The organism is Candidatus Magnetobacterium casense (assembly GCF_019173545.1).
In the GTDB taxonomy this organism is placed as follows: Bacteria; Nitrospirota; Thermodesulfovibrionia; order Thermodesulfovibrionales; family Magnetobacteriaceae; genus Magnetobacterium; species Magnetobacterium cryptolimnobacter.
Map to the genome: position 1 here is coordinate 1 of NZ_JABXWD010000386.1, position 3,066 is coordinate 3,066.

The following is a 3,066-nucleotide window of genomic DNA, read 5'->3' on the forward strand; positions in this document are numbered from 1 at the left end:
TTGATTCTATTGCTCTTTGATTCATATATAACAGTCTATCACTTCTTGATCTATTTTGCAATAATTATTTTTCTGCTGCCCCTCTACCATGCTTTTTAAAGAGGATACCTGAAAATGTTGATTGCGTATCTGAAATCGCACCGGGATAATCAAACCGGGGTAAGAACATCCCCATATGAGGATAGTTTTCCCAAATGGGGAGCTTTTATCGGTAACATAAGAGGCAAGACCGCTTTGTATTGCGCTGTTTGCCCCTGGCAAGAAACTTGCTACCAACTAATAATAATAGCACTGTGAAGCATCATGACTGGGATTAAACGAATGACAACAAACTTTGCTATTGACAAGAGTAAAAATTTATGATACAATCCGCTAATCCATATTAGGACGATATTAAAACTTATTCTAAATTAAAAGGAGGTGAATACATGAAAAAGTTAACAGCAATGATGCTGGTAGTCTCTCTCTTTGTGACAGTAACCGTGCTTATCGCATCTGATAAGATATCCGGTAAGGTGAAGAGCGTTGTAAAGAAAGGTGATGCAGTCGAAAGCGTAGTGGTATCCGATAAGAAGTCTGGTAAGGACGTCACCGTAACCTGCGGCGCCGGTGAGTGTGAGGTGAAGACCCCCGTATCGGAAGGCACAGAGATTACCGTACAGGAAAAGGATGGAAAGAAAACCATCAGAAAAGCAGTAGCCGGGTGCTAATCCCTCCCGTGGATGAAACACTTATTGGTATAGTTGATTATTCAGAACAGGAAGTCCCGGGAAGGTATGGTTGGAATATACCCTTAGGGGTGTTTCACACCATACCTTCCTGTTTTTCTTTGCGTACCATAGCGGGAGACCATAGCGAGAAATTAACAGAGATGCAGCCACCACCCACCTGCACATAAAAAAAATACTACCACTGACCCTTCTGGATGTATCTGTATATCTGTGACCTTGACTTTCGGAACAACTCGGCAATCTCCACCACGGGCACCCTGGCGTAGAGCATGACGGCAATAGCACGGAGTTTTATGTCCTTGATCTGTCTGATTTTGCTGATGTTGATCTTGTTATGTCCAACCAGGGCTTCCCTTATTTCCACCAGTACTTCGTTGTAGTCTTTTGTCAGTCTTTCGTCTTCGTATTGTAGGGTAGCCTCAAATGACGATTCCTCACGTTTGAGTATTTCTTCCACGTAGATGCAGGCTTCGTTGCATCTGATGTAGTTTCTGCATCTGTGACAGGAGTGCTTGGAGCGACTAGTCGCCTGGCAACGACGCCGCCTCGTTGTGTCAGTGTTGCCTGTGCGTCCCGCTGCCAAAGGACGTCGGCGACCCCCTGTCAGAGCACCCTTGCTGCCCCCTGCAGGGACTAAAATGTCAGCGTCCACTACCTGCCTCCTGTGGTGTCCTTTATGCCGGGGGTCGCTGACCCCTTGCACCGGCCAACCGCTGCACTCTGTGCGGTATGCCGCTGTGGGGTCAGCGACCCCTGGCTCAATGACAACAACCCCCTTCTAAGGATGAGCACCTTGCCCATCTCACTTATGCGCAGGACAACGCTCGTCCCGGTAAACTCACTGACGGCGTTAAAACTCCTCTCCACCTCTCCAAGACCGTAATTGCTGATAATGATAAGTGGCAGATTGTTGATATAACGTCTGTTTATTATAGAGTACATGGTCTTCACCGACCACCCGGTAACCTTTTCGGCCATAAAGTCATCCATGACCACAAGGGGCGCACTACAGTACTTGTCATAGATGTCTCCCTCGGAGAGGTCGGGGGTATTAAACGTCTTTCGGATATCTGCGAGCATGTCCGATACGATGGTAAAGATGGGATAACGTGGCTCTATGGGGGCCTCCGAGTAACAGTCCCGGAAGGAGGGGGTGAGCGTCCGGATATAAGCCTTTAAGATGGCCGCTGCCAGATAAGTTTTTCCCGTTGCGGGTGGCCCAAAGATATACAGTCCTCCGGATGCTTGTTGTTGCGTGGGGGGGACGTCGGGGTCGGCGACCCCCGGCTCAATCCCTGACTGAGGGCCGTCACCGCAATGCAGCCACTGCAAGACTCCCTGTACTACCTCTGCAACCTCCCGATTCACCGAAGAGATATCCGCCGTCAGATACCTCTGCGGCACCCCACAGTTCCTTAATACGCTGTCCATGCGTCCGTTTATCCTCTCCCGCCACTTCCGCACAATGGCCTCCTGATGTAGCATCGTAAGCGATACCTTGCAGTTGTGACACACATCAGAAACCTCAATCCACCGCAATGTAAGCGGATTAAACCACCCCGCATCCTCCCGTCCACAACGACTACACTTATGTGCATCACCCCTGATGCCCTCAAACAGACGCACGATATCATCCCAGAAGACCTCCGTCCTGTACCTGAGGGCCTCCTGGCGTGCCTGTTCAGGATTGTTCGCTAACAAGTCCGATATATAGGTGAGCGTATGGGTCTGCTTCTGCAACTGTGTTGTTTTCGCCACGGGGGCGAGTTTCCGCTCGTTTCCGACCGACGGCGACCCCTGAGTTATTGCCATCTGAGTCGGGATGGCATTGCGCATGGTATGTTTGCTCTGCATCGTTGCTATTGTCCTCCTTCTTGTTCTTTTTTGCTGTTGGGCGATTATTGGGGGCGGTGCCCTCTGGCATATAGTTGTCCGAAGATCGTTCAGACGTCTTTCTTGTATTAGCTCTGTTTGTATAGCCGCTAGTATTTTGATACTTTTCCCAGTTACTTATAAATATAACTGAACCCATAGCATTGCTTGTAACATTAATAATGCCATTTTGTTCGAGCCATCTCAGCACGCTTCCGATGGTTTTTTTTGATGGTATACGCTCGATTCCTCGTTCGTAGTGGGCAACGCCTCTGGCTATGATATCGTAACTTGTCACCACCATTCCTGGAGATACCCACATGCCCAGCCCGCGGTTGGTGGGCACACACTCGGTCTTCCATCTTGCCTTCTGACGCAGGTAATAAAAGATGCGATGATACAACGGTGGCATATGCCACACCAGGCTGTCTAACTCCCTACGCCATGCCAATGTAAAGCCTCG

3 protein-coding genes are annotated in these 3,066 nt (G+C 49.1%); 1 reads left to right on the forward strand and 2 read right to left on the reverse strand.

All coding sequences use genetic code 11. From position 1 onward, the window contains the following. Positions 1–428: 428 nt before the first annotated feature. Positions 429–710 carry a hypothetical protein gene (locus HWQ67_RS15255; protein ID WP_218253544.1) on the forward strand — a complete coding sequence of 94 codons (282 nt, stop codon included), beginning with the start codon at positions 429–431 and terminating at the stop codon, positions 708–710. A gap of 196 nt (positions 711–906) precedes the next feature. On the opposite strand, the gene HWQ67_RS15260 is transcribed toward HWQ67_RS15255, so the two are convergent. Further along, the gene (locus HWQ67_RS15260; protein ID WP_218253545.1) at positions 907–1,314 is read right to left on the reverse strand and encodes a helix-turn-helix domain-containing protein; all 408 of its coding nucleotides are present in this window, start codon (positions 1,312–1,314) and stop codon (positions 907–909) included. Between the two features lie 68 nt (positions 1,315–1,382). Then, a complete protein-coding gene (locus HWQ67_RS15265; RefSeq protein WP_218253546.1) occupies positions 1,383–2,585 on the reverse strand; it encodes a hypothetical protein in 1,203 nt (400 codons plus the stop codon). Positions 2,586–3,066 lie beyond the last annotated feature (481 nt).

Coding starts and splice junctions, on each gene's coding strand:
- HWQ67_RS15255 (WP_218253544.1), top strand. CDS start 429: ATGAAAAAGTTAACAGCAATGATGCTGGTAGTCTCTCTCTTTGTGACA.
- HWQ67_RS15265 (WP_218253546.1), bottom strand. CDS start 2,585: ATGCAGAGCAAACATACCATGCGCAATGCCATCCCGACTCAGATGGCA.